The 25,748-nt window shown below is 48.2% G+C and carries 30 protein-coding genes and 9 tRNA genes; 22 read left to right on the top strand and 17 right to left on the bottom strand.

The window, feature by feature from the left end:
• Positions 1–6 precede the first annotated feature (6 nt).
• The 3 genes from FIU99_RS14565 to tldD are packed head-to-tail and all read left to right on the top strand — an operon-like array spanning position 7 to position 6,168.
• A complete protein-coding gene (locus FIU99_RS14565) occupies positions 7–3,882 on the top strand; it encodes a YhdP family protein (RefSeq protein ID WP_039951291.1) in 3,876 nt (1,291 codons plus the stop codon).
• 12 nt (positions 3,883–3,894) lie between these two features.
• Complete coding sequence (locus tag FIU99_RS14560; protein WP_006958276.1) at positions 3,895–4,713, top strand: carbon-nitrogen hydrolase family protein; 819 nt, start codon at positions 3,895–3,897, stop codon at positions 4,711–4,713.
• A gap of 9 nt (positions 4,714–4,722) precedes the next feature.
• Positions 4,723–6,168 carry a metalloprotease TldD gene (tldD, locus tag FIU99_RS14555; RefSeq protein WP_152472331.1) on the top strand — a complete coding sequence of 482 codons (1,446 nt, stop codon included), beginning with the start codon at positions 4,723–4,725 and terminating at the stop codon, positions 6,166–6,168.
• A 184-nt stretch (positions 6,169–6,352) separates the two neighbouring features.
• Here the strand turns inward: tldD and FIU99_RS14550 are convergent.
• From FIU99_RS14550 to mutY, 12 genes are all read right to left on the bottom strand, one after another.
• Positions 6,353–6,428 (bottom strand) — tRNA-Asn (locus tag FIU99_RS14550).
• 4 nt (positions 6,429–6,432) lie between these two features.
• Positions 6,433–6,508, bottom strand: a tRNA-Thr gene (locus FIU99_RS14545).
• A 41-nt stretch (positions 6,509–6,549) separates the two neighbouring features.
• Positions 6,550–6,625, bottom strand: a tRNA-Asn gene (locus FIU99_RS14540).
• Between the two features lie 18 nt (positions 6,626–6,643).
• Positions 6,644–6,719, bottom strand: a tRNA-Thr gene (locus FIU99_RS14535).
• A 53-nt stretch (positions 6,720–6,772) separates the two neighbouring features.
• Positions 6,773–6,848, bottom strand: a tRNA-Phe gene (locus tag FIU99_RS14530).
• A gap of 806 nt (positions 6,849–7,654) precedes the next feature.
• A tRNA-Asn gene (locus FIU99_RS14525) sits at positions 7,655–7,730 on the bottom strand.
• Positions 7,731–7,767: 37 nt separating this feature from the next.
• Positions 7,768–7,843, bottom strand: a tRNA-Phe gene (locus FIU99_RS14520).
• A gap of 7 nt (positions 7,844–7,850) precedes the next feature.
• Positions 7,851–7,926, bottom strand: a tRNA-Thr gene (locus FIU99_RS14515).
• A gap of 54 nt (positions 7,927–7,980) precedes the next feature.
• Positions 7,981–8,056: transfer RNA gene (locus FIU99_RS14510), tRNA-Phe, on the bottom strand.
• A gap of 103 nt (positions 8,057–8,159) precedes the next feature.
• Entirely contained in the window at positions 8,160–9,296 is a 1,137-nt protein-coding gene (gene mltC, locus FIU99_RS14505) for a membrane-bound lytic murein transglycosylase MltC (RefSeq protein ID WP_006958275.1), read from the bottom strand.
• A 74-nt stretch (positions 9,297–9,370) separates the two neighbouring features.
• A complete protein-coding gene (locus FIU99_RS14500) occupies positions 9,371–9,643 on the bottom strand; it encodes an oxidative damage protection protein (RefSeq protein ID WP_006958274.1) in 273 nt (90 codons plus the stop codon).
• A 19-nt stretch (positions 9,644–9,662) separates the two neighbouring features.
• Complete coding sequence (gene mutY / locus FIU99_RS14495) at positions 9,663–10,718, bottom strand: A/G-specific adenine glycosylase (protein WP_006958273.1); 1,056 nt, start codon at positions 10,716–10,718, stop codon at positions 9,663–9,665.
• 187 nt (positions 10,719–10,905) lie between these two features.
• On the opposite strand from mutY, the gene trmB reads away from it, so the two are divergent.
• Together trmB and glsB are read left to right on the top strand one after the other, a co-directional pair.
• Positions 10,906–11,625 (top strand): tRNA (guanosine(46)-N7)-methyltransferase TrmB, encoded by a 720-nt coding sequence (gene trmB / locus FIU99_RS14490; protein WP_006958272.1) that lies wholly within the window; start codon positions 10,906–10,908, stop codon positions 11,623–11,625.
• A gap of 100 nt (positions 11,626–11,725) precedes the next feature.
• The gene (glsB, locus tag FIU99_RS14485) at positions 11,726–12,646 is read left to right on the top strand and encodes a glutaminase B (protein WP_006958271.1); all 921 of its coding nucleotides are present in this window, start codon (positions 11,726–11,728) and stop codon (positions 12,644–12,646) included.
• 91 nt (positions 12,647–12,737) lie between these two features.
• Here glsB and hemW read toward each other — a convergent pair whose 3' ends face one another.
• The 5 genes from hemW to FIU99_RS14460 all read right to left on the bottom strand — a co-directional run bounded on the left by hemW (position 12,738) and on the right by FIU99_RS14460 (position 16,923).
• Entirely contained in the window at positions 12,738–13,916 is a 1,179-nt protein-coding gene (gene hemW / locus FIU99_RS14480) for a radical SAM family heme chaperone HemW (RefSeq protein WP_152472330.1), read from the bottom strand.
• Complete coding sequence (locus FIU99_RS14475) at positions 13,916–14,518, bottom strand: XTP/dITP diphosphatase (protein WP_006958269.1); 603 nt, start codon at positions 14,516–14,518, stop codon at positions 13,916–13,918. Before FIU99_RS14475 ends, hemW begins: the two co-directional genes overlap by 1 nt.
• Before the next feature lie 39 nt (positions 14,519–14,557).
• Positions 14,558–14,989: a DUF4426 domain-containing protein gene (locus tag FIU99_RS14470; RefSeq protein ID WP_006958268.1), complete on the bottom strand. Its 432-nt coding sequence runs from the start codon at positions 14,987–14,989 to the stop codon at positions 14,558–14,560.
• A gap of 306 nt (positions 14,990–15,295) precedes the next feature.
• On the bottom strand, positions 15,296–16,270 hold the full coding sequence (locus FIU99_RS14465; RefSeq protein WP_021458448.1) for a tyrosine-type recombinase/integrase: 975 nt from the start codon (positions 16,268–16,270) through the stop codon (positions 15,296–15,298).
• Positions 16,267–16,923, bottom strand: coding sequence for an XRE family transcriptional regulator (locus tag FIU99_RS14460; protein ID WP_021458449.1), 657 nt, complete (start codon positions 16,921–16,923; stop codon positions 16,267–16,269). The genes FIU99_RS14465 and FIU99_RS14460 overlap by 4 nt, the downstream gene beginning before the upstream one ends.
• Before the next feature lie 104 nt (positions 16,924–17,027).
• On the opposite strand from FIU99_RS14460, the gene FIU99_RS14455 reads away from it, so the two are divergent.
• From FIU99_RS14455 to FIU99_RS14380, 17 genes are all read left to right on the top strand, one after another.
• A complete protein-coding gene (locus tag FIU99_RS14455) occupies positions 17,028–17,258 on the top strand; it encodes a hypothetical protein (protein ID WP_021458450.1) in 231 nt (76 codons plus the stop codon).
• Positions 17,259–17,267: 9 nt separating this feature from the next.
• Positions 17,268–17,456 (top strand): hypothetical protein, encoded by a 189-nt coding sequence (locus FIU99_RS14450; protein ID WP_021458451.1) that lies wholly within the window; start codon positions 17,268–17,270, stop codon positions 17,454–17,456.
• A 65-nt stretch (positions 17,457–17,521) separates the two neighbouring features.
• Positions 17,522–19,450, top strand: a complete 1,929-nt coding sequence (locus FIU99_RS14445; RefSeq protein ID WP_253899447.1) for a hypothetical protein — start codon at positions 17,522–17,524, stop codon at positions 19,448–19,450.
• The gene (locus tag FIU99_RS14440; RefSeq protein WP_038509491.1) at positions 19,443–19,622 is read left to right on the top strand and encodes a hypothetical protein; all 180 of its coding nucleotides are present in this window, start codon (positions 19,443–19,445) and stop codon (positions 19,620–19,622) included. Before FIU99_RS14445 ends, FIU99_RS14440 begins: the two co-directional genes overlap by 8 nt.
• Positions 19,622–19,999, top strand: coding sequence for a hypothetical protein (locus tag FIU99_RS14435; protein ID WP_152472329.1), 378 nt, complete (start codon positions 19,622–19,624; stop codon positions 19,997–19,999). Before FIU99_RS14440 ends, FIU99_RS14435 begins: the two co-directional genes overlap by 1 nt.
• A gap of 12 nt (positions 20,000–20,011) precedes the next feature.
• Positions 20,012–20,455, top strand: coding sequence for a hypothetical protein (locus tag FIU99_RS14430; protein WP_253899446.1), 444 nt, complete (start codon positions 20,012–20,014; stop codon positions 20,453–20,455).
• A gap of 3 nt (positions 20,456–20,458) precedes the next feature.
• The gene (locus tag FIU99_RS14425; RefSeq protein WP_152472327.1) at positions 20,459–21,118 is read left to right on the top strand and encodes an ATP-binding protein; all 660 of its coding nucleotides are present in this window, start codon (positions 20,459–20,461) and stop codon (positions 21,116–21,118) included.
• Between the two features lie 251 nt (positions 21,119–21,369).
• Positions 21,370–22,173, top strand: coding sequence for a major capsid protein P2 (locus FIU99_RS14420; RefSeq protein ID WP_152472326.1), 804 nt, complete (start codon positions 21,370–21,372; stop codon positions 22,171–22,173).
• 11 nt (positions 22,174–22,184) lie between these two features.
• Positions 22,185–22,463 (top strand): hypothetical protein, encoded by a 279-nt coding sequence (locus FIU99_RS14415; RefSeq protein WP_152472325.1) that lies wholly within the window; start codon positions 22,185–22,187, stop codon positions 22,461–22,463.
• Between the two features lie 9 nt (positions 22,464–22,472).
• Positions 22,473–22,622: a hypothetical protein gene (locus FIU99_RS27370; protein WP_021458726.1), complete on the top strand. Its 150-nt coding sequence runs from the start codon at positions 22,473–22,475 to the stop codon at positions 22,620–22,622.
• Complete coding sequence (locus FIU99_RS27525) at positions 22,619–22,825, top strand: hypothetical protein (RefSeq protein ID WP_152472324.1); 207 nt, start codon at positions 22,619–22,621, stop codon at positions 22,823–22,825. The genes FIU99_RS27370 and FIU99_RS27525 overlap by 4 nt, the downstream gene beginning before the upstream one ends.
• Positions 22,807–23,238 carry a hypothetical protein gene (locus FIU99_RS14405; RefSeq protein ID WP_152472323.1) on the top strand — a complete coding sequence of 144 codons (432 nt, stop codon included), beginning with the start codon at positions 22,807–22,809 and terminating at the stop codon, positions 23,236–23,238. The genes FIU99_RS27525 and FIU99_RS14405 overlap by 19 nt, the downstream gene beginning before the upstream one ends.
• Positions 23,231–23,803 (top strand): hypothetical protein, encoded by a 573-nt coding sequence (locus FIU99_RS14400; RefSeq protein WP_095573554.1) that lies wholly within the window; start codon positions 23,231–23,233, stop codon positions 23,801–23,803. Before FIU99_RS14405 ends, FIU99_RS14400 begins: the two co-directional genes overlap by 8 nt.
• The gene (locus FIU99_RS14395) at positions 23,803–24,363 is read left to right on the top strand and encodes a hypothetical protein (RefSeq protein ID WP_152472322.1); all 561 of its coding nucleotides are present in this window, start codon (positions 23,803–23,805) and stop codon (positions 24,361–24,363) included. The genes FIU99_RS14400 and FIU99_RS14395 overlap by 1 nt, the downstream gene beginning before the upstream one ends.
• A complete protein-coding gene (locus FIU99_RS14390) occupies positions 24,360–24,557 on the top strand; it encodes a hypothetical protein (RefSeq protein ID WP_038513683.1) in 198 nt (65 codons plus the stop codon). Before FIU99_RS14395 ends, FIU99_RS14390 begins: the two co-directional genes overlap by 4 nt.
• On the top strand, positions 24,547–25,203 hold the full coding sequence (locus FIU99_RS14385) for a hypothetical protein (RefSeq protein WP_152472321.1): 657 nt from the start codon (positions 24,547–24,549) through the stop codon (positions 25,201–25,203). Before FIU99_RS14390 ends, FIU99_RS14385 begins: the two co-directional genes overlap by 11 nt.
• A gap of 69 nt (positions 25,204–25,272) precedes the next feature.
• Positions 25,273–25,692: a virion protein gene (locus FIU99_RS14380; RefSeq protein WP_152472403.1), complete on the top strand. Its 420-nt coding sequence runs from the start codon at positions 25,273–25,275 to the stop codon at positions 25,690–25,692.
• The last annotated feature ends 56 nt before the right edge of the window (positions 25,693–25,748 follow it).

The raw sequence follows: 25,748 nt of genomic DNA, 5'->3' as shown, positions 1-25,748 counted from the left end.
CTTTTTGTGAACACAACCGCTAGACGCTTAATTCAGGTATTACTGTGGCTATTGGTGACTCTGATGGTCGCCTTAGCTATTGCCATCACAACTCTGCGTATTACGCTGCCACAGCTCAATCGTTTCCAAGATGAAATCCAAACATGGGTAAACAAGGGTTCGACTCTGGATTTTGAAATCGATCAGATCAGTGGTTTTTGGCGTAATACTCACCCCTCCATCTCATTGCAAAATGTACGGGCAAACACCCCGGAAAGCAGTGGGATTCACTTTTCTGCTCAAACCGTTGAAGTTGAATTTGATCTGATTCAATCTGTGATTGATATGCGGCCCGTCATCGCCGACCTGAGTATTCATAACCTTAAGCTGGATATGAGTACTATAGAGTGGGTGCAGTCTGGTGAAAAAACGGCGATGCAACCGCAAGGTGATCAGAAAAGCGTGGTTCAGCAACTAGACCAGCTATTGCTGCGTCAGCTGGATAGTTTCTCACTAATTGGCTCTGAGATCATACTGCAAGGTATTGACGGTTCGATACGAGAGTTGGAAATAGCAAAGCTGTTTTGGCAAAACAAAGGTCAACGTCATATCGCCGATGGTGAAGTCAGCATTGCGCACAGTAATCTGAACTCGGCGCAAGTCAAAGCGAACTTTGTCGATCACGGCTCCTTAGCTGAGGTGAGTGGTGAGTTTTACTTAGCAGTGGATAACGTGCTGGTTACGCCTTGGTTGACTAAGTATCTAAAAACGGAAACCGGTATTGAAAAAGGCAAGGTTAGTTTAAACAGCTGGATCACGTTAGAGCACAGCAAACCAACCAATGCGTATGTTGAATTGGAGCCTTCTGAACTCACCTGGAAAGAAGGCAAAGAGCATGAGCTGCTGATTGAGTCAGGCATATTGCAATTGGAGCCTAAAGTGGAAGGCTGGCAAGTGAATGCTCACTCACTTGTGCTGCAAACGGATGGACAACTGTGGCCTGAGCTTGATATTGCTTTCAATTGGCAACCAGAGCACTGGCTGCTCAATGCCTCGCAGCTTGATTTGAAAGCCATTTCTCCATTGGTTAAGTTGGCGCCGGAATCGAAGCAAACTACTAAGCTGCTAGAAACGTTAGACCTTGGTGGTTTAGTGGAAGATATTCGAGTGTCGATGGAAAAAGATAACCTAGACTCTCTGAAATACTCAGCCCAGCTCAGCGATGGCTCTATGAAGCAATGGGAACTGCTGCCAGGTCTGCATCACCTCTCTGCAAAAGTGTCTGGTAACGCCCATCAAGCTAAGGCCAGCGTGGAGATCATTGATGACGTACTGCCTTACGGTGATGTTTTTCAGGCACCATTGAACATCAAGCAAGGTCAGGTAGACATCGTGTGGCAGAACAGCGCTGATGGTTGGAGTTTATGGGCAGATAAAGCCACAGCGGCAACGCCAGATCTTCAGGTGTTGGGCGCATTTCGCCTAGATTTCCCTAAAGATAAAAGCCCATTCTTATCATTTTACGCAGAAGCCGATTTATATAACGCAGGGGAAACCTGGCGTTATTTGCCCGCCTTGGCTCTTGGGCGAGATTTAACAGATTACCTTTCAACAGCGATTCAGGCGGGTAAGGTCAATACAGCCAAGCTACTCTGGTATGGTGAACTGGGCGACTTCCCATATCGCAAGAACAATGGCATGTTCCAAGCGTGGGTAGGGCTAAAGAAAGCGAAGTTCAGTTTTGATACGGCTTGGCCACCGATCACTGACTTGCAGCTGGATTTGTTGTTCCAGAATGACTCCATGTACCTTAACTCCCGTAGCGCCACTCTAATGGATGTCAAAGCGACGCGAATTAGTGGGGTCATTCCTGAGTTGGCTCCCGGTGGTCATATTGAAATTGAAGCTAGCGCTGTTGCTCAGGGTAATGCGGTGCGTGACTATATGACAGCATCGCCACTCGTCGATTCAGTTGGCGCGGCGTTAACCGCAGTCCAGGTTGACGGTAAAGTGACATCGAGCTTTCAACTTAATATTCCATTCAGTTCCGACGAAGAAGCCCGCGCTTGGGGCTACGCTGATCTAGATGAAAATCAGGTCACGATTGAAACGCCTCCCATGACGCTGGAAACGGTGTCAGGTCGTGTTGAGTTCGATAATGATGTTGTCAGCGCAGCTGGTTTGTCTGCGCATCTATTAAAACAGCCCGTGGCGATAGATTTTGCCGGCGAAAATGCAGGTCAGGGCTACGGTGTTAACATCGATGTGGTTGGCGATTGGGATCTGAAACCGCTGACTCCTTATGTTGGTGGGCAGTGGATGGGGCCTTTGGACGGTCATGCGCCGTGGCGTATGGGGGTCGACATTCAACTTAATGATGTTGGCTTCACCTATCAGCTTGATACCAGTGCCGACCTGAAGATGGTAAGTAGTCACTATCCTTATCCGTTGAATAAAGAACTATACCAATCGGGTAAGGCGAGCATGCAAGCTTCTGGTAATCAGGAAAGTATTACCGCTCGACTGCAACTGCCTGGTCTTAAGTATCAAACCGAAATTGATATTCGCCCGGAGACGCCGGTCTTGAAAGCAACCAATCTAATATTGGGTAAGGGTAGCTTCAAAATTAGCCCAGTAGCAGGACACCAGGCTCAGATACGTACAGATAAGTTTGATATCGACCAGTGGGCTGAGTTGTTATCTCGTTCTACCTCCAATACCAGTAAAGCGGTGCTTGCCGACATGAACACTCCACAAATTCCTACTCCTGATCGAGTTGAATTGGATGTTGGTGAGTTGACTCTCGCGGGTATTGAGTGGAATGACGTCGATTTCACGGCAAAGCGTAAGAACCTTGGCTGGCACATGAGTTTAGATAGTCAGGAGGCGGCTGGTGAAGCGAGCTATATTGAGCCATACGACCTTTCTGCCGCACTCGATAGGCTGCATGTTTATATCCCAGCGTTAGACACTGAATACAAAGACACGACCCTGTTTGAAGCAGGCAAAGATCAGAAAGAACTGATCAGTGATTTTGAACGTTCTTTCCATGAGCAAATTCCAAATATCACTCTCACTATCGATGACTTCTGGCTGCAAGGTTACAAAGTGGGTAAGACACACTTGGATCTGCAGCGTCAAGGGGAGCGTCTAGAGTGGAAGAAGTTGTCTTTCCAAAGCGGTGCTAACAAAGTTGATATGAATGGCTCTTGGCTTCTAACGAAAGACCAGAGTCATACTAAATTTAACATAGTGATGTCAGGTGAGAATAACAGTGACGTGATGGAACGATTTGGTATCACATCGGGTATTCAGAAGGCTCCGTTCGAAATTGATTCTAAAGTGGAGTGGGATGGTTCACCATGGTCGATGAAGGTGAATACTCTGCAAGGCCATGTCTCGACCAAGCTGGGTAAAGGCCAAATCTCAGATGTCAGTGGAGCGGCGCGCCTACTGGGCTTATTCAGTCTCGACTCTATTATTCGCAAAATGCAGCTCGATTTTAGCGATGTGTTTGATAACGGTATGGCCTTTGACTCTATCACCGGCAGTGGTGAGATCAAAAACGGAATCTTCCTGACCAATGACATCAAGATGGATGCCGTTGCAGGGGACATGTCGATCAAAGGTCTGGCAAACCTCAACTCACGCACAGTAGATGCAGAAGTAAATTTTGTTCCAGATATCACATCGGGTATTCCGGTTCTCACCGCCTTTGCCGTTACGCCGCAAACCGCGTTGTATGTTTTGGCTATTACCACGGTAATTTCACCTGTGGTTGAGGTCTTTACTCAGGTTAACTACGAAGTCAAAGGCCCGTTGGATGCGCCAGTGGTTAAAGAGCTGTCGCGAAGCAAAGGTGAGTTTAAACTGCCGGAAAATTTACGCGAATCGATTGAATAAGGAGAATCACTCATGGAGCGAGTGGGACTAATTCAGATGACATCAGGGCCAGATGCGCAAGAGAATCTGGCCTATATCCAGCAACAGGTAGTGACTCTCGCTGAGGCAGGCGCGAAGCTGGTAGTGACACCCGAAAACAGCTTAGTCTTTGGCAATCGAGCCGATTACCACACGCTGGCTGAGCCGCTTAATCAGGGGCCAATTCAAAGTCAGCTTTCACAGATAGCAAAAGATGCGAAGGTATTTCTTGTTGTGGGCAGTATGCCAATTCGCTGTGATGATGGTGTGACGACGACTTCTCTGGTCTTCGATCCGCATGGGGCGTTGATTGCTCACTATGACAAGCTACATATGTTTGATGTTGACGTCGCAGATGCGCACCAGCGCTATCGTGAGTCAGAAACCTTTCGCCCAGGCCAACAAATTGTGTCAGTCGATACGCCCGTCGCTCATTTGGGGCTGACAATCTGCTATGATGTCCGTTTTCCACAGCTATACAGTGAACTGGCGCAGAGAGGTGCTAACGTATTGCTGGTTCCCGCGGCATTTACTGCAGTTACGGGAGAGGCTCATTGGGAGCCTTTACTCAGGGCTCGCGCAATTGAAACTCAAAGCTGGGTTATCGCTGTGAACCAGACAGGCGTCCATCCATGTGGCCGAGAAACTTGGGGGCATTCTATGGTAGTGTCTCCATGGGGAGAGGTTTTGGCCAGCTTGAACAAACAACCTCAAAACCTGCTGGTCGATATTGACCTAGACAGAGTCAAGGAAATCCGCGCTGCGATGCCGACTCTCAACCACACCCGGTTCCAAAACCATTTACATGTTTAAGAGCGAAGTATGACAATAAACCAAGTAGAAGACGCATTGCTAAACTCGGCAGGTCTGACCGAGCAGGACATTGCAGAGACCTTATCGAGCATTGCTAGCCGTCAGATTGACTACGCAGATATCTATTTTCAGTCGAGCTGGCATGAATCTTTGGTTCTGGAAGACAGCATCATCAAAGATGGTTCGTTTAACATTGACCGAGGGGTTGGTGTTCGCGCAATTGCTGGCGAAAAAACAGGTTTCGCATACTCAGATCAAATCCAACTTGAAGGCCTGAAGCAGAGTGCAATCGCTGCGCGTGGTATTGCTCAACAAGGCCAGAATGCTCAGGTTCAAGCATTTAAACGTAGTGACAATCAGCAGGTTTACGCAGCAGTGAATCCGCTCGAAAGCTGGAAGAAAGAACAAAAGACTCAACTGCTTAAAGAGCTGGATGCTTATATTCGTACTAAAGAACCGCTGATCAAAGAAGTATCGGTAAGCCTAAGCGGTGTGCATGAGCAAATGCTTGTCGCGGCAACAGATGGTACTTATGCGGGTGATGTTCGCCCGTTGGTACGTTTGTCTATCAGTGTACTGGCTCAGCGTGGTGAACGTCGTGAGCGAGGTAGTGCTGGTGGTGGCGGCCGATTTGGTTATGACTTCTTTTTGACGGAAGAGCAGGGTATCAAAGTAGCCTATCACTACGCTGATGAAGCGATTCGTATGGCGCTAGTTAACCTTGAAGCTGAAGCTGCACCAGCGGGTGCAATGCCGGTTGTATTAGGCTCAGGCTGGCCTGGTGTATTGCTTCATGAGGCCGTAGGCCACGGGCTGGAAGGGGACTTCAACCGTAAGGAATCTTCGGTATTTAGCGGTAAGGTTGGTGAGAAAGTCACCTCTGAGCTTTGTACTATTGTTGATGACGGCACTTTGAAAGACCTACGTGGCTCTCTTAACATCGATGACGAAGGGGTAGCCGGTCAATACAACATCTTGATTGAAAACGGTGTTCTTAAAGGTTACATGCAGGATAAGCACAATGCGCGCTTGATGGGTGTAGCACCGACAGGTAATGGCCGTCGTGAGTCTTATGCGCACCTTCCAATGCCGCGTATGACCAACACCTACATGCTCCCAGGTCAACATACACCGGAAGAGATCATCTCTACGGTGAAGAAGGGCCTTTATGCGCCAAACTTTGGTGGTGGCCAGGTGGATATCACTTCAGGTAAATTCGTGTTCTCTGCTTCAGAAGCGTATCTGATTGAAGATGGTAAGATTACTCGCCCTGTGAAAGGCGCGACTCTGATCGGTTCAGGCATTGAAGCGATGCAGCAAGTCTCTATGGTCGGTAATGACCTTAGCATTGACCGAGGTGTGGGTGTCTGCGGTAAAGCAGGTCAGAGCGTGCCTGTAGGCGTAGGACAACCGACATTGAAGCTGGATTCTCTAACCGTAGGTGGTACTGAGTAATAGCCTTAAGAAATATCACTATTTAGAAAGGGTTGGCGCCAACGTGCCAGCCCTTTTTTAGTATCGTAGTTCTTGTTCTTGGTTGGCGATTTTCAAGTGGGAAGAAAGGCGACATGCAGAGCTGAGACAAAACGAAACAACAGATACGAAAAAGCCTCATCGTGTGATGAGGCTTTCTCTAATATGGCTCCCCCTGCGGGACTCGAACCTGCGACATACGGATTAACAGTCCGCCGTTCTACCAACTGAACTAAGGGGGAATAATGGTGCCGACTACCGGAATCGAACTGGTGACCTACTGATTACAAGTCAGTTGCTCTACCTACTGAGCTAAGTCGGCGCCTTTTTTTAATCAACAAGTTTTCACTCATCGATTGAATATGGCTCCCCCTGCGGGACTCGAACCTGCGACATACGGATTAACAGTCCGCCGTTCTACCAACTGAACTAAGGGGGAATTATTCATTTAAATAAATGGTGCCGACTACCGGAATCGAACTGGTGACCTACTGATTACAAGTCAGTTGCTCTACCTACTGAGCTAAGTCGGCACACTTTATTCTTTAACTATTGTTCGTGCTAAGCACCAACAATTAATAAATTGTGGTGCCCGGAGGCGGAATCGAACCACCGACACGAGGATTTTCAATCCTCTGCTCTACCGACTGAGCTATCCGGGCGACGAGGTGTATTAAAAGGCTTTTCGCCTTGGAGGTCAACATTAAATTGCAAAAAAAATATCGTTTGTTGTTTTTCTATACTTAATGGGCTGTTTTTGCTCATTTCGGATAAGAAATGTATAGCCAGCAACAGAAGTTATACCCGAGAGAGTAGGGAATAATGGATTTAGATAGCAAAAAAACACCCCTTAAAGAGTGCTTTTCAGTTGTTTAAGCGTCGAATCAGTGCCTAATCCCAAACTGGTTCAGCCTGTTTTCCTCAACATTAGCAAATCGAGCTACGCTTTTTACGCGTTTTTGACGGGTTACAGCTGCCTGAATAAATGCTGTATTTCTACATAAAGAATGAGATTACGGATTTATACTGTTTGCGGATCGATGAGATAAAAATCTAAGTGGGGTAGAAAGTCGATATCTGGATGAGAAAGAGGAAAACTGAGCTCTGTGAGTGATTAGATTACTTGAGAGTAGGATTCTTTGCGGAGGGGCGGCTCTGTGCTGAGACATTTCTTTGGAACAAAGCAGGAGCATTAAATACGAAAAATGCCTCACCGTGTGATGAGGCTTTTTCTAATTATGGCCTCTCTGTCGGGACTCAACGCAGGCGGCCAGCTCTGAGACATTTACTTGGAACAAGCAAGTCGCAGTTAAAAACGAAAAAAGCCAAGTCTTTCGACTTGGCTTCTTGAAAGTGGCTCCCCCTGCGGGACCCAACGCGGCCGGCTAGGTCTGAGACATTGCTTTGGAGCAAAGCAGGAGCATTAGATACGAAAAAGCCTCATCGTGTGATGAGGCTTTTTCTAATATGGCTCCCCCTGCGGGACTCGAACCTGCGACATACGGATTAACAGTCCGCCGTTCTACCAACTGAACTAAGGGGGAATTATTTGTGTCATCTTTTCAGATAAGCACCAAATAATGGTGCCTCGAGGCGGAATCGAACCACCGACACGAGGATTTTCAATCCTCTGCTCTACCGACTGAGCTATCGAGGCAAAAGAATGGTGCCGACTACCGGAATCGAACTGGTGACCTACTGATTACAAGTCAGTTGCTCTACCTACTGAGCTAAGTCGGCACACTTTATTCTTTTACTAACTGTTCGTGCTAAGCACCAACAATAAAGAAATTGTGGTGCCCGGAGGCGGAATCGAACCACCGACACGAGGATTTTCAATCCTCTGCTCTACCGACTGAGCTATCCGGGCAACGGAGCGCTATTAAACGGATTTTCCGTCTTGCCGTCAACTTGTTTTTAGAAAAAAATTCAAAAAAGTGGTTGAGTGCCGATAATTTAGGCGTTTTTAGCGCTTATGATTTACCAGCGTTAAAATCCTTTTTGAATTTTGTTACTTTTTCGAGATAACGGCGCGCTTCTGCGTTTGGATGTTTTTTCGTCAACGCCCAATAAACCTGATTTGGTTGCAGAGAGTTAAGGTCGCGCATTGCTCGTTTTCTGTCATTGCGATTGAAAGTATTGAGCACACCGCCTGTACCACCGTTGTAAGCAGAGATCATGCTGTATTCGAGAGAAGTCGGATGGCGAACATCTTTTAGATAACGATTTTTCAGAATGTAGAAATAAGCGGTACCAGTATCTATGTTGTTTTCTGGATTAAATAGATATTCAGGGGATGGCTGACCAGATTTCTTCTTCACCAACTTAAATACATCACGCCCTGCGGTTTTAGGTACAACCTGCATCAGCCCGTAGGCGTTGGCCCAGCTTACTGCATACGGGTTAAAGCTACTTTCTGTTTTGATAATCGCATAAATCAAGTCTTCGGGAATACCGTAACGACGTGAAGCTCGTTGGACGATATCAGCATACTTATAGCTGCGTATCTCAAATTGTTCCTCAACCATCGGAATTTCAACGTAATAGGCTTTTTTGAAGTCAACGTTTTTGACTTTGAGCTTATTGGCAATCAGGTAATCGGCAAATCGGTTTGCTCGCCACGACCACTGAATAGGCTTGTTATCTTGGTCGACGACCTGACGATAAAGAAACGGCTGGCCTTCAAGCTTGATGTCTTTGGAAGAGAATAAGTCGACGTTTGCTGGATCGTCGGGGGTTAGCAGTGTGGTTACAATCGCGTTTTTCAGATGCCCCTTTGGATCGGTTGGCGAAACGGTTTCGATAATAATGGTGCCTTTATCAAAATTGACTTCTGAACGACTGAGATAGTTGTCGATGTATTTGACGTAGTTGCTCTTGCCAGCGAACTTGATTTCCCCGCGTCCCCAACGCTTTTCGATGTTGCCTGAGAAGCTACTGATCAAGGCATCAAGTGCCGCCGTATCTTTCTGAAACTGGCCGGGTAGTCCGGCTAAGTTTTTGGCAAAGCGGTTGGTTGGCTCGTAGTTCACATCATAGATGTTCTCAATAAACTCACGACTACAACCCGTGAGTGCCATTGCCAGCAAAAAGTAAGCTAACTTCTTCATATCTATCCTAAAAAAATGACATCAAAGCAACGCAGTGATGTCATTCTCTCTATCCTTAACCTAAAGGGCAAATCTTATTCGCTTGGTGGCGTGTAGCCTTCGATATGGACGTCTTTGCCTTCAAACAGGAAGTTGACCATTTCAGTTTCGATCAATTTACGGTGCTCAGGATCCATCATGTTGAGCTTTTTCTCGTTGATCAGCATGGTTTGCTTGTGTTGCCACTCTGCCCAAGCTTGTTTAGAAATGTTGTCAAAAATACGCTTACCTAGTTCACCAGGGTACAGTTGAAAGTCCAGACCTTCTGCGTCTTTTTGTAGTCGAGCACAAAATACAGTGCGGCTCATAACGACTCCTTAGAGTTAATCAATATTGAAGCTCGAAAGGCAGGCTTTCCAGTAGTTGTTTTACTGGAGCGGCCAAACCTATCTCTTCAGGTTGCGATAAGTTATACCAAAGACCTTTGTTTGCTTCCATCACCACATCAGGTTGCTTTGATAGGTCTACCAAAATTGGTGTGATATCGAGGTGGTAATGACTAAAGGTGTGGCGGAAAGCAATCAACTGATCGCGACGTTGAATGTCCTTATCAAGGACACCACGCATTGTCAGTTGATGATCGAGTTGTGCTTCAGAGTGTTCTGGAAAGCAGAATAGTCCGCCCCAGATCCCCGATTGTGGGCGTTGTTCCAGCCATACATGCCCTTGGTGATGCAGCATAATGAACCAGGTCTCTTTGACTGGCTTTTCTTTTTTCGGCTTTTTGCCAGGGTAGTCTAGAGGGTTGCCTTGTTTGTACGCGGCGCAAAAAGAAGACACTGGGCACAGTGTACATTTTGGCTTGCTGCGAGTGCACACCATGGCACCCATATCCATCATTGCCTGATTGTACTTATCGACATCGGTGTCGGGAGTGTGTTCTTCAGCATGCTGCCAAAGCTGATTCTCGACTTTCTTTTGCCCCGGCCAGCCCTCAACAGCAAAGCTACGCGCCAGTGTACGCTTCACATTGCCGTCTAAAATGGCGTGTGGCTGTTTATAGACAGAAGACAATATAGCCGCTGCGGTAGAACGACCTATACCCGGTAGGGCGTTCATCTGCTCAATATTGAGAGGGAATTCGCCCTGATATTGCTCTGCCACAATCTTCGCAGCTTTATGTAAATTACGCGCTCGTGCATAATAGCCGAGCCCTGTCCATAGGTGAAGCACTTCATCTTGCTCTGCATTGGCAAGATCTACGACAGTCGGGAAGCGTTCGAGAAAGCGTTGGTAATAAGGTATCACGGTAGTGACCTGAGTCTGCTGAAGCATAATTTCAGACAGCCAGACACTATACGCAGTTTTATCTTGTTGCCACGGAAGGCTTTTTCTTCCGTAGTCTTCGTACCATTCTAGGATGGCGTTTGCAAAAGGAGTCACGACTTGCTCTGTAATTTTATATTTATTGAGTTAGCTAAAATTGCACCATAGAAACTGTCTAAAGTACAACCGATAAAGAGTAGGGGTTTATTCTGCGAGAAATGACCTAAAATACTTGCACCAGTGTCGATTCTTTGGATAATCACAATCCCTTTAAGTCGAGAGCAATTTTTAGACAGGCAGAATCATGAGTGAAGTGACCACTAACGAATACAATGAAGACGGTAAACTGATACGCAAAGTACGCAGCTTTGTGCGTCGTGAAGGCCGTTTGACCAAAGGTCAGGAAAGCGCAATGAATGAATGCTGGCCGACAATGGGTATTGATTACCAAGAAAAGCTTCTTGATTGGAAAGAAGTGTTTGGTAACGATAACCCTGTGGTACTGGAAATTGGCTTCGGTATGGGTGCATCTCTGGTTGAAATGGCGAAAAATGCGCCTGAGAAAAACTTCCTTGGTATTGAAGTTCACAGCCCAGGTGTGGGCGCGTGTCTTGCTGATGCACGTGAAGCTGGCCTGACCAACTTACGAGTGATGTGTCACGATGCTGTGGAAGTGTTTGCTAACATGATCCCAGACAGCAGCCTAGCAACACTGCAATTATTCTTCCCAGACCCATGGCACAAGAAGCGCCACCACAAGCGCCGTATCGTACAGCTAGATTTTGCTGAAATGGTGCGCCAAAAACTCTCAGTTGGTGAAGGCATCTTCCACATGGCGACAGACTGGGAAAATTACGCAGAACATATGATTGAGGTGATGAATCAAGCGCCTGGATATGAGAACATCGCCGAGGATGGTGACTTTGTTCCACGTCCGGAAGATCGTCCTCTGACCAAGTTTGAAGCACGTGGTCACCGTTTAGGTCACGGAGTGTGGGACATTAAGTTTAAGCGTGTTAGCTAAGTCACCCGCGAAATAAAAGCGAATGAGAAAGCCAACATTTTGATGTTGGCTTTTTTGACCCTACAAGAAAAATAATAAGCCTTTGAAATATAGGTAAGTAATGAAACCGACAAAAGAAATTTTAGCCGACATCCTGCAAGAGGTCAGGCCGCTTATCGGTCAGGGAAAAGTTGCCGATTATATTCCTGCGCTGGCAAAAGTTCCGGCTAACAAACTGGCAATTGCTGTCTTCACCAATAAGGGAGAAGTGATCAAAGCTGGTGACGCCGATGAACCTTTTTCTATTCAGTCCATTTCTAAAGCGTTAAGTTTAACGTTAGCAATGGGTTTATATACTCCTGATGAGATTTGGTCTCGGGTAGGCAAGGAGCCTTCTGGTCAGGCATTTAACTCTCTGATTCAGTTAGAAATGGAACAGGGAATTCCACGTAACCCGTTCATTAATGCCGGGGCAATAGTCGTTGCCGATTTGCTGCAAAGCCGCCTGTCTGCGCCGAGACAACGCTTGCTGGAATTTGTCCGTCAACTGTCGGGCGATACCCATATCTGTTACGACAAGATAGTTGCAGCATCAGAGATGATGCACAGTGATCGCAATGCGGCGATTGCTTATCTGATGCGCTCTTTTGGCAACTTTGACAATGATGTAATCCCTGTTCTGAATAACTACTTCCATGCGTGTGCTTTAAAGATGAGCTGTGTCGATTTAGCGAAAACATTCAGCTATCTGGCTAATAAAGGCACTTCAGTACAAACAGGCAAGCCTGTAGTGACGCCTACTCAAACTAAGCAGCTTAATGCTTTGCTGGCAACATGTGGCTTGTATGATGGCGCTGGGGAGTTCGCCTACCGAGTCGGTATGCCTGGTAAGTCTGGTGTTGGTGGCGGGATCATCGCTATCGTACCGGGGGAGATGACGATTGCGGTTTGGTCTCCAGAGCTGGACCCTTCAGGTAACTCCCTCGCGGGTACCAGAGCACTAGAGCTACTCGCTGAGCGAATTGGCCGCTCGATATTCTAAACTTCGCTCCGAGACCGCGGAGACAAGTTTTGAACGATGAAAACTAAAAGGGTTGACCATATCGTCAACCCTTTATGTTTATTCCAGCCTTTTATTCCTCTTCCGCCATAAACGCTTCGAGCAAGTCGTTAAGGAACAGCTTTCCTTTTTCTGTGATTTGCCAATGCGTATCAGACTCGCTGAGATATTGCATCTCTTTCGCCCAGTCGATGGTTTCCTGAATCGATTCAAAACTCAAGCCAGTTGTATCTAAGAAGTCTTGCTTAGGGCAGGCTTCCATCAGACGGAACCGGTTCATAAAGAATTCGAAAGGGCGATCTTCGCTAGCGACATCGGCTTCACTATCTAGGTAGGGTTTTACCATATTCTGATACGCTGCCAGATAGCCTCTCGGGTGCTTGACCTTAGTTGTGCGGATGATACGTCCATCAGCGAAACTGAGTTTGCCATGCGAGCCACAGCCAATACCGAGATAGTCGCCAAAACGCCAATAATTGAGGTTATGTTGGCATTGATACTCTGGCTTACTGTAGCCGGAAATTTCGTACTGAACATAACCCGCTTCAGCCAGCTTTTGGTGGCCGAGCTCAAAAATGTCCCACAAGTCATCATCGTCGGGTAGAACAGGCGGCTTGTAGTGGAACATGGTATTAGGTTCAATAGTGAGCTGATACCACGAAAGATGTGGCGGGTTAAGCTCAATCGCCTTCTCCAGATCCATTAGGGCTTGCTCTACGGTTTGGTCTGGCAGACCGTGCATTAAATCAAGATTAAAGCTATTTAAGCCAATCTTGTGTGCCAGTTTCGCGGCATTGACGGCTTCATCCTGACCATGGATGCGCCCAAGACGTTCGAGCTTCTGCTGTTCGAAGCTCTGCACACCAATCGAAATTCTCGTCACTCCAGCTTTGCGATACCCCGCGAAGCGCTCCGCTTCAATTGTGCCCGGGTTGGCTTCCATGGTGATTTCAATCTCGTCTTTAAACGCGATTCTTTTTTCTATGCCAGCAAGTAGATCAGAGATTCCTTGCGCTGAGATGAGACTTGGTGTCCCTCCACCGATAAATATGGAGTGGAGTGCCCGTGGGCTGGCTTTAAGCTGATAACGCTCGATATCAGTATCAAGGTCCTCCAGCAGAGCAGCTATGTACTCTTGCTCTGGGATGTCGGCTTTTAACGCGTGCGAGTTAAAATCGCAATAAGGGCATTTTTGTACACACCAAGGGATGTGGACATAAAGACTCAGCGCTGGTGGAATCAATTGGCTCATTATTGCTGCTCAGAAAGTGTCGCAAACAACTGCTTAAGCGCTTTACCACGGTGAGAAAGTTGCTTTTTACGTGTTGGTTCAAGCTCTGCTGAAGCACAGTTATCTTCTGGAACGAAGAAAACCGGATCGTAACCAAAACCATTGTCGCCCTGAGCTTCAGTCAGAATACGGCCTTCCCACTTACCGTGGCAGACGATCGGCGTTGGATCTAATTCGTGACGCATTAGTACTAATACACAATGGAAACGTGCGGTACGTTGCTCCTGCGGAACGCCCTGCATTGCATCAAGCAGCTTCTCTAGATTTTGCTGGTCACTCGCGCCTTCTCCGGCATAACGTGCAGAGTAGATGCCCGGCGCTCCTTTTAGGAAATCGACTTCAAGGCCTGAATCGTCGGCAATGGCCGCCAATCCAGTTTCTTTCGCTGCATGACGCGCCTTGATGATGGCGTTTTCAATAAATGTTGTGCCAGTTTCAGCAACTTCTGAGACATTAAATTCGCTTTGTGCAACGACATCGAAACCGAAATCTGCCAGCAGATCGGCCATCTCACGAACCTTGCCCTGATTACCTGTCGCTAGGACAATTTTTTGTGCATTCATAATCTTGTTTGTGCCTATATTGGGAAGGGCGTTTAGCCGTTACTCTTCCACATAAAATTTCTGGGTGAACTTTAATCTGCCAGTGCCTTTATTACCAGCATTAACATCGATATTGAATGTTAGGTTTTCCTCGTCCGAAATAGGGAATTCAGCGAGGTAATAAATCGCAGAGCCTTCTTTTATTTCGCGGAACTCAAGTGTCTTAGTTTGGCCGATTAAGTTCTTAGCGCTGCCACTAACTTTCGCGGTTATAGGCGGTTTACCAGCCTGGTAGTTGTCTAACACACTGATATTAATGATTGCTGAGTAGCCGTTTCGTTTCAGCTCATAGCTGCGTGCGACTTGCGGAGTTAGGAATGTGGAGTTAAATGCGGAGTAGTGAACTTCGACATCTTTGATCGTTTTAAACTGACCCGCCCATACGGGTAGGGATAAAAGACTGGCCAGCGCTAACGTGATCCATTTTTTCATGATGCTTCCTTAATGGCTTACTACAGAGGAAAAGAGCAGCGTAAATGATACGACTACATGCTTATAATTTTTACGCCTGATCATACGTTTGGATCCTCACTCTGTGAAGGTTTTTAGATTACCAAGGGCGAATTATGCTGTGCTTTTTATGTGAAATATTGAGAGTGCGCCTTTTGTGATTCGAATTAAAAAAGGCCATCACAAGAAGACTTATACAGCCTAGTAAAACAAGGCTTTTCTAGGCTGTATAAGGGGTTGTAGAGCTGTTTATATTTACATGCATTCGAATTTAAACAGTAAAAGTGGTCAATTTGTGGATCTTACTAATGGGTTGAATTTAAGAGCGTCTTGTAAGTAATCAGGAGCTAAGTGAGCGTAAGTCATGGTTTGCTGAATCGTCGCATGTCCAAGGATTTTTTGTAGTGCCAAGATGTTCCCTGCATTCATGATGAAATGACTTGCGAATGTATGTCTAAGGACATGCGAAGCCTGTCCTCTTGGAAGCTCAAACTCGCATTTTTTTAGAACAGAGTAGAAGTTCTGATAACAATCCTTAAATAGTCTGCCGCTATTACCAGATACGATTTCTTTCTCTAAATCCTGACTTATTGGGACTGTTCTGTTCAGTCCATTTTTAGTATCAACGAAGGTAACACGGCCTTTGACGACATTACTTCCTTTTAGAGATTCTGCCTCTCCCCAACGAGCGCCTGTTGCAAGGCAAAGCTTAGCGACTTTTAACGAATCGCCAGAGAGTTCTGCTAATAATGTGTCTATTTCTTTATGAGAGAGAAAGTGCATTTCTTTTGCTCTCGGACGCTTAACTTTGAAACCTTTTGTTGGATGGGGGCTATGGTATTCCTGCGCATCAATGAGAACAGTAAAGATGTTACTTAAGCACATGAACTTTCGATTGAAAGTGGTCATGGCTTTGTTTTCCTCTAGGTGCTTCGCTCTATAGTTGGCAAGGAGCTTGTGCGTAATTTGATGTGCTTTTGGGTAAGATAGCTCTCTATCTATTTGTTTTAGAATTCTCAAGTAGGTGGTGGCAGTCTTTTTGGACTGCCCTTCATATGTCCACCACAGCTCTATCAATTCGGTAAGTGAGCGTCTATCTGTGGGTTTTTCTAACCACTCTTTATTGTGAGCTGTGGCTAGAATGTGTTTTTCATACTGGCTGGCCTCATACTTAGTATCAAACTTTCTTCTATATCGCTTTCCGTCTCGACCTTGTGGGCGTATATCAACAAGGTATTTATCTCCCTGTTTCTTTACACTCATAGGTTTTTAACCACTTGGCGAATTCGGCCATTTACATTTAATCGCCCTAAATCTTCCTTGGGTAGCAAGAAATCATTGTGATCAGGGTTATCGCTGATGATGTGATAGCCTTGGGTGGCCATATCATAACGTAAGCGTTTTACTAGCAACTGATTGTCTAAAGATATAGCGTAGACACCATCATAAACACCAATCTGTTCTTGGGTATCCACTACTAATAAATCACCGTCCATTAAGGTCGGCAGCATTGAGTCACCTTTGGCTCTAATGGCGCAGGTGTTTTCTTTTTTTAAGCCCAATCTATTCAGGTCCTCAATTAGAATAAGATGTTCACCGATGATTAGGTCATCGTGGTGGAAGCACCCACAACCTGCGCTGGCTTCAGCTGAGTACATTGGAATAGTTTCAAAATCGCTTGATGACAAGTATTTTGCCTTTTCAAACGAAACATTCTCGGCACCAGCTAGCCAATCTATGTTCACTCCAGTCGCTTGAGAAATTTTTATGAGTGACTCTAGTGTCGGTGAGGAAGTTCCATTTAGGTACTTACCCATCACACTCTGCGAGATGCCGCACTTCTCAGCAAACCTTCTGCCAGACAGCTCCCCTTTGATTTCGTTTAAACGATTAGAAAAACTAATGTCATAGCTCATGAGTGACCTCGTTGTGTTTTACAATGACCTTTAAATGATTCATTATGAGTTTGGATTGAGTCATAAATCATTCGAATACATTCGAATGTAGAGGTAAAGATAACATGTTTAGTCAAATGCAGCCAGATGTGCCCTATTTACCAGTCGATGAGTTTGCTAGGCGTTGGGGAGTGACTCCTCAAGCAGTCAGAGGGATGGTTCATGAAGGTAAGCTGCCTATAAAACGTAAAAAGCGCGGTGAGAAGAAGGTGTATATCAATATGCTTGCCTTGTGGGAACACGCTCGTCAGGACATGGAAGAACAAACTAAAGACAGCTTCTTTAGCGTTTTTTAAGGGGGATATATGCCAACTGTTAATGGTCTTGCCATCTTAGAGAGTATCAAAGCCAAGCACTTTCCTGACGGCTACCAAGCTCATACCCAAAGCGGTAAAGATTACCGCTTCAGTCGTAAAGGACAGGCGGAGTTTAAGCGTGCTGCTCGACTCCAAATGGCGCGCTTGTCTTCTGCGGCTTTGGGGAAAAGCTCATGAGCCGCAACACCAAATCCGGTAAGTACGTTTCCCTTGAAAACCTATAGCCCGTCACTGGTGACACGATGAATACACATGATCTGCTGTATGTGGGCGGCGCGGTCCGCCCACTCGATAAAATCCTAAAAACGAATGCCTGCTACGAAGCGGGTTTTTTAGGTTCCAATTTTCAGGGTTGGGCTGAAAATGAGAACCAAAAAATCCGTGATAAAGCCCGTCTTCATTACGTTCAGACCAAACACATCCGCGAAGCGGCTCGCGTCAGCGAGGAAAGTATAGGCTTGTCCAAGGCCGCAAAAGTCGGCCAACAGCGAAAGCGTGTGAATCTGCTGGCGAAATCGATCCACAAAGGTGCTCAGAGGGCGCTAGAGCAGGGCTCTTTGCGAGAGCGTGAAGGGCTCGAAGGACAGGACAACTTTGACACGCTGTATGCGCTGACAGAGCGAAATTCGCCGCGTGTCCTCCCTCTGAAACACGAATTAGTCCCGAGCTTTACTCGCGAAATCATCCCGACATCGCTGCACATTCAGCACCGAAAATGGACAGGAGAGTATCGCGGTCAGGTTGTCGTGCAGACACCCGCCAGTAATGCCCCTGATGCTAATACCGGAGAGCGATTCACGGAGAAGCTGACCAAGCGCGCCGTGAGTAAGATTTTTGAGTCTGGTGCGTATGTGGCGCAGTGCCATGAGGGATTCACCACCTTTATCACGCCAACGTTCAGCCGTGAGCAGCGCATGGCCTTGTTTGGCGCGATGTCAGAAGCCGAAGGGCGACCATACACGCCTGTTACGTTCGAGCGTGATTTGGGTGACTTGGTGTATGGCAAAGATGGCCCTTACACCTTACTGCCTAAGCAGCCCTTCAAAATCATCAAGACTCTGGAAACCACCATTGGCCGCGAAATGTCGCGCTTACTAAGTGGCATGAAAAAGATGTATCAGCGCGGCTGGGAGACTTCCGAAGGGGAAAAGGTCGAGCCGCACTACAAAGCCATGCCAACCATGTTTGGCCCTGACCGAGACAAAGCCGACTTTCACTATATGTGGGTGGCCGAGTGCCCGATGAATGAAGACGGTGAACCCAATCCACACGTGCATTTGATGGTGCGTTGGACGGTTGAGCGTGAGCACTTTGATGACTGGGCGGCGCGTATTGAATCACTTTGGGGTCATGGCGTGGCGAACATTCAGCGCATCAAGCAACCCAAAGCCGCCAGCACTTACCTGATTAAGGCGATTGGCTACGCGGCCAAAGGCGGCAATGCAGACCAAGGACTGATTCGCGGTAATCGCTATGGCCTTGCGAAGTGCTCCCGCGCTCCGGCATGGGAAACCCTCGCCACTTTCGACACGGACAACATCACCGCCATTATCAAAGAGCTGGGTTACAAGCTAGAGCAATGGAAAGCCCCACAAGAACGGGCACTCCGCCGAGTACAGGCCAAGAAAAAGCAGACGGTGAAGGCGCTATCCATTGCTAAGAATCAGCTTAGGCCAGAAAGCGCTCTCAAGAAAATGGAGTCCGCCATCATTCGCCATGAGCGCGCAGCCTTAAAAATCAGCCAGGGCATCAAATCCCGCAATATGGCCGTATCGAGCAAGAACCGTTTTTCCATCACCTTCAGTGGTGACGAAGCCAAAGCCCGAATGGATGAGTTTCTATTCTGGGCGGCGGGGGCGCGTGGTTGGTCGATGAACTTAAGCGGAATGCCCTTTGAAGAGACGTTCAACGGCGAACCCATCAAGGTATTTAAAAAGCCGGATTGGCTGGACTGTACCGACATTAAGCGCCAAGCGGATGACCGTTATCAAGACCAGCACCAAGCGTTTTTGGATAAGCGCGCTTATTGGCAATCGGTACTGGCCTCTTCACCGATACCCGAACCCGATGAAAACGAAATTGCCGCAATGCTCAACGAGAAATACCAACTTTTAGGCACGGGCTGGCACGTCAGGCAAGCCCCCAAACAGACAGAGAACCGCAATGAGTGACAACACCCTACAAACCCGAACCACCGAATTACTGAATGAAATGGATTTGGAATCCAAAGCCTATAAGCCGCCAATGGGGTTTGGCTTTATTAAGCCATGGCTAACCAAAACCATTTGGCTATTTAAAGCCTTTAATACAAGGCTCAGCGCACTAGAGCAGGAGGAACACTAATGGAAAACGAAATCTTAGGCTATGTGGTTTGCCATACCTGCAAATCACCCAAAGCCATTAAGCAAGGAAAAGGTAAGCGCAAAGCCTTTGTTCATGGCCGTTGTCAATGTGGGCCGGACACCCGAACAGGTGCAGCCATGCAAGCGGAAATGAACGCTTATAAATCACTGGAAGAAGTAGAAGCAGACATCGAGGCGTTAACCGCGCCTAAACCGGAAGTAACTCCGGTTGTGAATCAAAGGGAATCGAATCCCGATCAGGAAAGCCAATCCGAAACCCAATCAAAGCCAATCAGCACTGCGAAATGTGTCGGTGCGGGTGCGGTGCTTGGGCTCGTGTTTGGTGGTGTGTTTAAAGTCTTTAAAGCGGTGGCATAAATGGAAAATCAAATGGAAATCGAACAACTGGAAAGCATTGAAGAAGTGCATCGCGAAGTGGAAGAAAAGGCGTTGTTGGCCGAACTGGACGGGGAAGATTTTGACCCGAGTACCGTCACGGCCAAAGTGGATGCCGACGCCGCTAAACTAGCAGCGGGTGAAGCATCGGCCATGATGGCGCTTGGCGTGACCGAGCAGTTATTAAAGCAGTTCGCGCACCAAGACTTCACTTTTGATGAAGAGCAGGCCAAAGGGGTTGCCAGTGCAGCGGCGCCCTTGTTTGTTAAATACGGCGGGGAGCTTCCACCATGGCTGGCCGCTTACAAGGAAGAGTTTGCCTTTGTGGTCGCGGCGGGTGCATTGAGCTTTACCTCCTTTAGCCAAATCAAAGCCCTTAAAGCCATGGATGAAGAGAAGGAAATCAACCCAGAAGAAGAGCAAGCGGAGGAAGTCTAATCAATGCGGCCGATTAACCAGAATAATGCCCTTGCCAATTTCCACACGTCAGTGATTGGTATGTCGGAATGTGGGAAAACGTCGGTAGTGAAAAAGAAGGTTATTCAGCCGACAGATCAGGTGGCTATCTTTGACCCCTATGGCGATTACGAAGGGAAATTAGCGGGGCGTGTGGTGCGCTCCTATCACTCTCTGCGCGATTTTGCAGAGGCCATGATAGCAGGAAGAAAAACCAGACAAGGGTTCAAAATTGCTTGGAATCCTCAGCACGAAACCAAGCCTGTGGACTTCGATAACTTCTGTAAGGTGGCGTGGGGGCTTGGAAATGGGAAGCACCCCAAACCTTTAAAGCTGATCCTTGAGGAGGTGGCCGAGCATTCTAAAACAGCGGGTAAGGCCGAAGGATATCACGGCGAAATATTACGAGTAGGGCGTAAGTTTGGCCTTCATAGCATCAACATTTTTCAGGCTGGGCAAGAGGTGTCTAAAACCATCTTTCGTCAATGCAAATACTCATACGTGATGATGCAGATGTTGGAAAGTGATGAACGTTATCTACAGGAAAAAATGGGAATACCTGCGCAGGAAATCAGTCAGCTGAAAAAGCTTGAGTACATCCGGAAAGTGAATAAGGAGTGGAGCAAAGGCAAGATTCGATGGTGACATGTGATGTTCGTCAAACTTATTCCCAATACATTCCCAATCGGTATTCGGAATCGATTGGCAATCCAGTGCTTTAGTAAAGACCGCCTAATGTTGGGCGGTTTTTTATTGAAGGTTATACATGGCAGGTTTTACACCAAAGAAACTACTGGTTATTGCTGGCGTTGCGGCTCTGGTTGCAGCGGGTGTGGTTTGGGCATCAAACAACGTTGATGCTGTTGAAGACCAAATCGGTTAAGGGAGGCGATTCAATGACAGCGCCAACCAAACTGAACTCATTCAATGGTACGGGTTACGGTGAGAAAGCCTCACTGACGATTCCAGTCGGCCCGACTTATGAAGAAATCTTTCTGGAAACCAACCTGAATGCGTCACAGCTTCAGCGCGTTTCTATTTCCCTCAATGCGGATGAAATCATTGTCCTTGATGGCGACATGATGAAAAAGCTCGAAGCCTACAAAGGTCTGACCCAGACCGAAGGTTTCTTCACGATTCCGCTTTCAGACATCACGGCCAAGACCAAAAACGGGGTGCGTTACACGGGGCTTGTGACTGAGCTTGGCGACAACATCACCCTAGAAGTGGAAATCGCGGATAACTCAAATGCGAACCCGCCTGCCATCAAGCTGCAAGCGTGGGCCACTGTGTCAGCGCGTCAGGATGTGCGTGTAGTGGTGCCGAAAATTAAAAAGCAAACCATGCAAGCGACCTCAACAGAAAACGAGTTCTTAGAGCTGGTTTCGGGGCCGCTTCAACTGGTTCGCCGCATGCATTTCATGAGTGACCAAATCCATTCGCTCCAGATTTACCGCGACTTTGTGAAAGTCTTTGATGCGTCGAAAGGCTTGGAAGAGATGCGCGCCAAGCGTAACCGCCGTTTCTGGCAAGCGGGTTGTTTCCACTTCGACCCGATTATGCGCGGCTTCTACATCGATGAACTGTTCCCGACCATGCACAGCTCTGAGCTGAAATTCACGGTTAAGACCAACAAGCCTGTGGGCTCGATTCCTATCATCGTCGAATCGGTGGAAGTGGTTCGTCCTGACTTGGTGTAAGGGGGTGATGATTGTCGTTTTTAGATGATTTATCCAACTTTGGCTCTGGCCTACTGGATGACGTTGGGGAGGGGTTTGGCAACTTAGTCACGACCGCGACTACAAGCGACACATCCAAGAACGCAGGGACTGTGCAGCAGCCGCAAGCGCCTGTGAAGGACAACCATGGCAACGCCATCACTCGCCCTCAAGGCGGGGGAATGGATAACAAGACCATGTTCATGGTGGGTGGCGGTGTGCTGTGTGTTATTGCGCTGCTGGGTATCGGCATTGCGGCCAGTCGCAGCTAAGGGGGCATCATGCCAGTCATGTTAGTACCCATTATCGCGGGTGGTCTGGGCTTTGGAGCGGGATTTTGGTCCGGCTCTGGCGCAGGCAAGTTCGTCAAACTGGCAGTGATTGGGGGCGGCTGCTACGCCGCTTACCACTTCACTAAGGGGGCAAAATGATCCCATCCATCGGCGGCCTGAGTAATTCGGGCTCAATGCCAATCAGCGCCAGTGGTGGCATGGCGGGACCGTCCACCGCCACGGCGCGCAATTCTATTGGTGGTATTCGCAACGGCTCTATCAACTTTGGCGGCGGTCCGTCGTCATGGTTGCCATGGGCAGTGTTGGGAACGGGGGCAGTGCTATGGCTCATCAAGCAGTAACCATCACGTACTTAGATACGACTCGTAAAGACTTGGCTTACCACCTAAACGAGCTTAAACCCGCCTTCAATGGTTCAGACAGTGCCAAGGCGGAATGGCTCGACATGGTGGATGGGGTGAAGTCCGGTAGGGCGTCAATGTACCTCATCAAGTCCAAAGGGGTATTACTTCGCTTTGTAGGGCGTGTCACTGGTGACGCTTACCACATCAACGCCATGGTGGGGAAAGGACTAAACCAAGCCGCGCCTTTGATTATCGAGCGATGTGTGGCGATGGGTTATCAGTCGATTACCTATCACACCTACCGCAAAGGAATGGGGCGTATCTTATCGGGCTTTGGCTTTGAGCTGGACAAGCAAATCAGCCAGACCGAGCAGCGTTACCAGTTAGACCTTGGAGGTGCGCATGGGTAAGGGCGGCAGCAGCAATAGCACCAACACGACCACCACCACCAACGTCAGCGGCACCAATGCGGTGAGCGGTGACAACCTTGGTGTGCTGTTAAGTGGGGTCAATGGCTCCACGGTCAACATCAAAGCCACCGACCACGGTGCCGTGAAAGCGGCCGCTACGGTCACAACCAAAGCACTCGATAGCAATGTCGCCGCCATCAAAGAGGCGAACGAGCTTAGCCGAGAGGCGGTGAAGACGAATGAAAGTGTCACCAAAGCCGCCATGGCATCGAATGAGAACGCGATAGAAAAAGCGCTCATCTTTGGCCGTGACTCGATGGCCGCAAACAGCGAAGTCAATCTTCGCTCATTGGACACTATGCGAAAGAGCAGTGAAGAGGCGATTTCGGCAGTGAAATCCATGGCGGAGCAATCCGGAACCAGTGCCCGAGCAGCCATTGCGATGGCTGAAGAAACCGCATCACGCAGTCAGACAGGCAGCGCGAGCGACATGCGAAAAGTCACCATTGCGGTGGCGATTGTTCTGGGGCTGGCGGTTACCGTCGTCGCACTAAAGGAGAGCTGATGAGCAACCTAACGTTACAACCCAAAGAAATCCGCCAACACTCGGTAGGCAATGACCGCTTTCTGATTGTGCGCTCGGCTACCCGTTATATCTGGGTAGTGAGCGACAGCGGCGAGCGTATCCGTGTGGAAGGCGGCGACAGGCTCGACATTAGCCCGTTTAAGAAAATCAATGTAGAGAACCCGCACCATCTTGTGGTCACGGTGGAATACCAATTTACCCGCCGTGACCTCAAACCTTCGGGCTCTGGCACGGCCGCGACCGAAACCAAAGCGCCTCAAGAATTTGCTACGGCGCCGCACATCACGATAGCGCGGGGTGAAAAGGCGCTGCTGGTTCCGGCCAATGGTCTGCGGGTGGAAGTACTCATCCAGAACATTAGCCAGGTCGAAGGCGAAGCCATGATAGGCGATGTAAATGTCGCCCCTGATGTGGGTTTGCCTGTGATGGGGAATCGCCGCAATCCGGCGGGGCTGACTATCAATGGCAGTGGGGATTTGTGGGCCTACAACAACAGCGAAACCCCTGTGACGCTCGCGGTGATGGAGGTACGCCAATGAGTGGCTTCTTTCCTCGCCGCGCTGAAAGCTCAAAGGATGCGCTGGCGGAAATACTGGAAAACTTAGCACCCGCTCAAGCGGAGTCGATGAGTTTGATTCAACACCTGATGAACAATCAGGTTCAAATGGGCTCGATGGTGGTCGCTCTGGCGCGCCATCAAGCCACTGAATTGGTGAATAACAATGACAAATGATTTTTCACAAGTCGGGGAGCTGGTCACTGAAACCCGCAAGCTGCTCGACAGTTTAACGGGCGACCTTGCCAACCGTTTTGTGCGTGCCGAAACCAAGACCATTTTGGTGGGCGGTGTCTGGGAGAAGTTCTATCCGGTGTTCATCCCTGCACCCAGTGCGGCGCGTCTGAACCACTTGCAGATTTTTCGCTCTGAGCCAGACAAGGACAAAAACGGCATTAAGCATGAAGACGGTTCAACGGGCATGGACACGGTAGGAGGTGCCACGCTGGCGCTGAAATACGTCACGTGTGATGTGAAAGTGCAGCCTTATACCGAAGTGGTGTGCAACATGTTCACGCCCAACTATATCCCGTTTGTGGCTCGGATTCGGAACTGCGATTTGATGAGTGGCATGGTGGTTTGGCTTCGCGGGGGCAATGTCACTTACGAATACACGCAAGACTCGATGATGGTGGACATCCCACCTGTTAATGAAATCAAAGTCTTTCCCCGCTTCCCTAATCAAGGGATACGTGTGGATGCAGGGGTGTATCTGGAAGGCTTTCGAGTGGATGGCGCTGATTTCTACCCGACCAAGGATAAGCACGAAACGGCCATGCCAAAACCTAATGGGAGCGACACTGAATGGGAGAAATTCCGCTAACACGGGAGGTTTGCCATGGTGTCGAAAACCGTTATTGCATCAATCATCGTTTTAGGGGGAATAGGCTATATGACCTACCGAGCATCACTACCGCGCGGCGTTCGTAACAACAACCCGCTGAACATCCGAGAATCGGAGGGCGACCGCACCGAATGGAAAGGGGAAAGCGCCCTTGATATCGACAAGTCATTTGAAGAGTTCACACACCCTGTTTATGGCTTTCGAGCGGCGGCGCGCATCCTTCGAAGCTATGAACGCCAAGGGTACAAGACGCTGACCCAAATGATTCACCGCTTTGCACCGCCAAGCGAGAACGACACAGACCTGTACGTCAAACATGTCAGCCAGTGGTCAGGGATTGGGGCTAACCAGCTTGTGGATGTGAACAACCAAGAGCAGTTAGCCAAGCTGCTGCATGCGATGAGCCGTAAGGAAGTCGGCAACTACTACGGTATCAACATGGCGCGGGAAGGGGTTGCCATGGCATGAGCAAAGCAGACGTAAAGAAAATTGCCATCACGGTCATAGGCGGCGTATTGGCCGCC

The sequence above is a fragment of the Vibrio sp. THAF64 genome (assembly GCF_009363455.1).
Lineage (GTDB): Bacteria > Pseudomonadota > Gammaproteobacteria > Enterobacterales > Vibrionaceae > Vibrio > Vibrio coralliilyticus.
This window is presented reverse-complemented; position numbering and strand designations above follow the sequence as displayed.